Source organism: Aestuariivirga sp. (assembly GCF_044239095.1).
GTDB lineage: Bacteria > Pseudomonadota > Alphaproteobacteria > Rhizobiales > Aestuariivirgaceae > Aestuariivirga.
The window spans coordinates 1-4533 of record NZ_JBIICB010000324.1 but is presented as its reverse complement, the minus strand read 5'-3'; the positions used below and the strand labels follow the sequence as shown (position 1 = coordinate 4533).

3 protein-coding genes are annotated in these 4533 nt (G+C 65.9%); all 3 read right to left on the bottom strand.

The annotated features are described in order from the left end of the window. Positions 1-88: 88 nt before the first annotated feature. The gene (locus ACILRA_RS20300) at positions 89-760 is read right to left on the bottom strand and encodes a CvpA family protein (RefSeq protein ID WP_395663871.1); all 672 of its coding nucleotides are present in this window, start codon (positions 758-760) and stop codon (positions 89-91) included. A gap of 66 nt (positions 761-826) precedes the next feature. Continuing rightward, positions 827-2215 (bottom strand): DNA repair protein RadA, encoded by a 1389-nt coding sequence (gene radA / locus ACILRA_RS20295; RefSeq protein WP_395663870.1) that lies wholly within the window; start codon positions 2213-2215, stop codon positions 827-829. A 276-nt stretch (positions 2216-2491) separates the two neighbouring features. Continuing rightward, the gene (locus ACILRA_RS20290) at positions 2492-4168 is read right to left on the bottom strand and encodes an amidohydrolase (protein ID WP_395663869.1); all 1677 of its coding nucleotides are present in this window, start codon (positions 4166-4168) and stop codon (positions 2492-2494) included. Positions 4169-4533: the final 365 nt, after the last annotated feature.

Genomic DNA, 4533 nt, shown 5'->3' with positions numbered 1-4533 from the left:
GCGGCTGCATCGGGGTGGCCATAGATGCCGAACACGCCGCATTCCTCGCGCAGGCGGTCGGCGTTCAGTTCGAAGTCGATGTCGCTGCTCATTGGCTGTTGCCTTGTCCCGTGTCCGGTTTCTGCGCCCCGCCCGTCCCCTGGATCAGGTTTTCCAGCCCCTGGTTCTCGTTGCTCTGGTAACCCTCCTCCGGAAGAGCCGGAGGCTGCTGCGTCACGGCGGATCCGGGGTCATCGGCCAGCGCCGTGTTCGACAGCGTCTCCGCGATGTCCGGCGGCATGAAGGAGAGCAGCACTTCGCCCGCCGACTTGATCATCGGCAGGCTGTAGGCATTCTTGACCCAGGACTGCTGCTTTTCGAAGGGCAGCAGCCAGCCATAGAACAGGTAAGCAATCGCCACGAAGATGAAGCCCCTGCCGACGCCGAAGATGAAGCCCAGCGTGCGGTCGAAGGAGCCAGCCGAGGAATCGACCACATAGTCCGAAATCTTGACGCTGATGATGGATACGATGATCAGAACGATAAGGAAGGCCGTAGCCCCCACCGCGATCTGCGCCAGGATCTCCTTGTCGAGGTAGGGGATGTTGGTTTTGGCGAATTCGACGAGGTTCGGCTGCTTGATGGCGAAATAGGCCGCCACCGCCGCCGCGCCCCAGGCGACCAGTGACAGTACCTCGCGGGTAAACCCGCGCGCCAGCGCCAGCAGGCCCGACACCAGCATGATACCAAGGAGGATGAAGTCGAGAAAGGTGAACGGCATCCAGCTATCCTGATTGCGGGCTCACACCCGTTTTGGGGACCTTATAGAAAGGAATCGCTTGATAGCCTAGGCGATTCTCCGCTGTCCCCGGTCTTGCGCGGCCGACCATGCGACGAGGTCCATGATGGTTTCCATCGGCCTGATGCCGAGACCCTTGATGCTGGGCTGTTCGGCCGTGGCGGCGACCACCGCCTCCTTCAGCCCCAGCTTCTGGGCTTCTTTCAGGCGGGCCTCCGTCTGGCCCACAGGGCGGATGGCGCCCGACAGCGCGATCTCGCCGAATACCGCCGTGCCCGGCGGGATCACCGTGCCGGTCAGCGAGGAGAGGAGGGCGGCCGCCACCGCCAGGTCGGCTGCGGGCTCGCGCACCCTGAGGCCGCCTGCGACATTCAGGTACACATCGTTCTGCCCGATCTGCACCCCGGCGCGCGCTTCGAGCACGGCAAGGATCATGGCAAGCCGGTTGGAGTCCCAACCCACGGTCGTCCGCCGCGGCGTGCCGAGCGGGGAGGGGGAGACCAGCGCCTGCACCTCGATCAGCAGTGGGCGCGTGCCCTCCATGCCGGCAAAGACCGCGGTTCCCGGTGTGGGGTGCTCGTTCGAGCCCATGAACAGGCGTGACGGGTTGGTGACTTCGGCAAGACCGCCGTCGGACATCTCGAACACGCCGATCTCGTCGGTTGGCCCGAAGCGGTTCTTGACGGCGCGCAGGATGCGGAACTGGTGCCCCCGGTCGCCCTCGAAATAGAGCACCGCATCCACCATGTGCTCGACGACCTTGGGGCCGGCGATCTGCCCGTCCTTGGTCACATGCCCCACCAGCAGCATGGCCGTGCCCTTCTGCTTGGCAAAGCGCACCAGCGCCTCGGAGCCGGCCTTGAGCTGCGACACCGTGCCGGGCGCGGCCTCGATCGAGGGCGCCCACAGGGTCTGGATCGAATCGATCACCGCAATGGCGGGCGGCTTGTCCTCCGCCAGTGTCGCCAGAATGTCGGAGACATTGGTTTCGGTGGCCAGCAGCACCGGCGCATCGTCAAGCCCCAGCCGCTGCGCGCGGAGCCTCACCTGCGCGATCGCCTCCTCGCCCGAGATATAGACGACGCGCTCGCCCTTGCGCGCCAGTGCGGCCATCGCCTGCAGCAGCAGCGTGGATTTGCCGATCCCCGGGTCCCCACCAATCAGCACACCCGACCCCGGCACGAAGCCGCCGCCCGCCACGCGGTCCAGTTCCGTTATTCCCGTCACGATGCGCGGCGGCGCAGGTGTCTCTCCCCTCAGGCCCACCAGCCTGGTGGCGCGGCCCTTTGGCAGGCCGGCACCCTTGGAGCCGGAGAGCGGGGCTGCCGCCTGCTCCTCGATGATGGTGTTCCACGCCCCGCAGCTGTCGCAGCGGCCGGACCATTTGGTAGAGGCGGAACCGCAAGATTGGCAGACGAAATGTGATGCTTTGGCCATGGCCCTCTCTAGCGGAACATTCGGCGAACGGGAAGGGGTGTCGCAGACCCGCGTTAAGACGTGCATGTGGAAAACCCGCCGCTGAAACGCCCCGAAGCCCAGTCCAGGGCGCAGAAGATCGCGGTCAAGCCAAAGGCTTAACGTCTTAGCTTGCGGTGCCCCCCACCCCTACCCCTCCCCACAAGGGGGAGGGGAACCAGATCTGACGCATTGTCTATTGGAGTCCCCCTCCGCCTTGTGGGGAGGGGCAGGGGTGGGGGTGCCGCGAGTCCCGCCTCACCCCTCGAACGTCACCCGCCCATCGCAGATCGTCACCTGCGGGCGCACGTTCACCACCTGGTCCTTCGCCGTGCTCTCCATGTCGGCATCGAGCACCACCACGTCCGCCAGATAGCCGTCCTTCAGCGTGCCCTTCCTGTCTTCCATGAACTCGGTGTAGGCGCCCGCCGCAGTGAAGCCATGCAGCGTGTCCATCAGGCTCTGGGCCTGGGGTTCGCAGCCCTCGCACATCGGCACCGCGGTCATTGCCGCCTGCATGCCGAGAAAGGGGCTCAAGGGCGCCACCGGCCAGTCGGAGGAAAACGCGATCACGGCACCCGTTTCGCGCAGTGTCTGCCAGGCATAGGCGTAGGGCAACTTCTCCTGGCCGACGCGCGACAGGATGGGCTCGGGCGGATTGCCCGGAACGCCCACCCCCGCGATGGGCTGCAGCGAGGCGATGACGCCCAGTTCCTTCAGCCGCAACATATCAGCGGGATCGATCATCTCGATATGCTCGATGCGGTGGCGGGAGTCGCGCCGGCCATTGGCCGTGATGGCCGCTTCATAGGCGTCGAGTGTCCGCCTCACCGCGCCATCGCCGATGGCATGGGTTGCAACCTGCAGCCCGTGCCGGTCGGCGCGCCGGATGATGTCGTTGAAGTCTTCCGCGGTGAACAGCGGCGCTCCCATATTGTCCCGCTGGTCCGGGTAGCCCTCGAGCATCAGCGCCGTATAGGTTTCCAGCACGCCGTCGATGAAGATCTTCACCCGGTCGCAGTGGAGCATGTCGCCCCCGGTGCGATGGCGGCCATATTTCGCCCGCATCTCGGCCGCCTCCTCCACGCGCGCGTTCTCAAAGGTGTTCTTGTGGTGGAAGGGGATTTCGACGCGCGCATTGAGCTCGCCCCGGTCGAGCAGCGACTGCAGCAGCTCAAGCTGGTACCAGTTGCCGTCCATATTGTGCATGGAGGTGATGCCAAGCGACGCGGCATGCGCGATGCCCTGCTTGAAGTAGTTCATGTCCAGCGCGCGCTGTGCGGCGGTTGCCGGCGGCGCCGGGTTCTCGCCCGTCGTCATGCCCAGCCACTCCCGCCCGCCCGTGGGGGTGAGCGCCTGCACCAGCATGTAGGCCGCGGGCTCGCGCAGTTCCCCCGTGGCGATGCCGTTGTGGTCGAGCACGATCTCGTTGCCCACCGGAAGGGCGCGGCCCTTCATGATGCCCGCCGCCTCCAGCGCCTTGGTGTTGGCCCACATGGTGTGGTGGTCGAAGCAGCCGACGATGAAGGGAATGTCCGGCACCATGCGGTCAAGGATCTGCCGCGTGATCGGCTCCCCCATCGCCTCATGCGCGATGCCGGTGGCCAGCAGCACCGCCTCGCCGGGCTTCGCCTTGCGATAGTCCGCAACCGCACTGGCGATAGCGTCGATGCCGCTTATCCCGTTCAGCATCAGCGTGTCGAGTTCAACCGAGCCGCCGAACAGGTGCACATGGCTTTCGATGATGCCGGGCATCACCGTCTTCATGCCGGCATCGATCACCCGCGTATGCCCGGCCTTGAGCCCCGCGACCTCGTCCTGCGAGCCCACCCGGATGATGCGGTTTCCCGCAATCGCCAGCGCCTCTGCCTTCGGGCGTGCTGGGTCCATGGTGAGGACGCGGGCGTTGGTGATCAGGATGTCGGCGGCGGTCATGGGTGGTCCTTTCTCTGTCTGGCGGCCGAAAATGCCCGCTTGACGAAGGCCGGGCAAGCCCTCACCTTCAGGGGCACTGTCAACAACGAAAGGAGGTGATCCGATGTCGAGTGAGTTCACTGTGCCGGGCAGCCGGATCGTCGCCTCCGCGGAGCCGCGGAGCTGACGCAAGACGTTGAGACCGCCTCCCGGCGCATCTCACGGAAAAGCCGCCCAACAGGGCGGCTTTTCTTTTCTCTCCCCCTCTCCCCCTCCGGGTGCGAGGGGGAAGCAAGAAAACTATCCCTCTCCCCCTCCGGGGGAGAGGGCAGGGTGTGGGGGTATATCCCCGAGCCCGGCGCCTACGCGTCAGCAAAGCGCCCCAG

Excerpts from the sequence above, each read along its gene's own strand:
- ACILRA_RS20300 (WP_395663871.1), bottom strand. The coding sequence starts at position 760 with ATGCCGTTCACCTTTCTCGACTTCATCCTCCTTGGTATCATGCTGGTG.
- radA (WP_395663870.1), bottom strand. The coding sequence starts at position 2,215 with ATGGCCAAAGCATCACATTTCGTCTGCCAATCTTGCGGTTCCGCCTCT.
- ACILRA_RS20290 (WP_395663869.1), bottom strand. The coding sequence starts at position 4,168 with ATGACCGCCGCCGACATCCTGATCACCAACGCCCGCGTCCTCACCATG.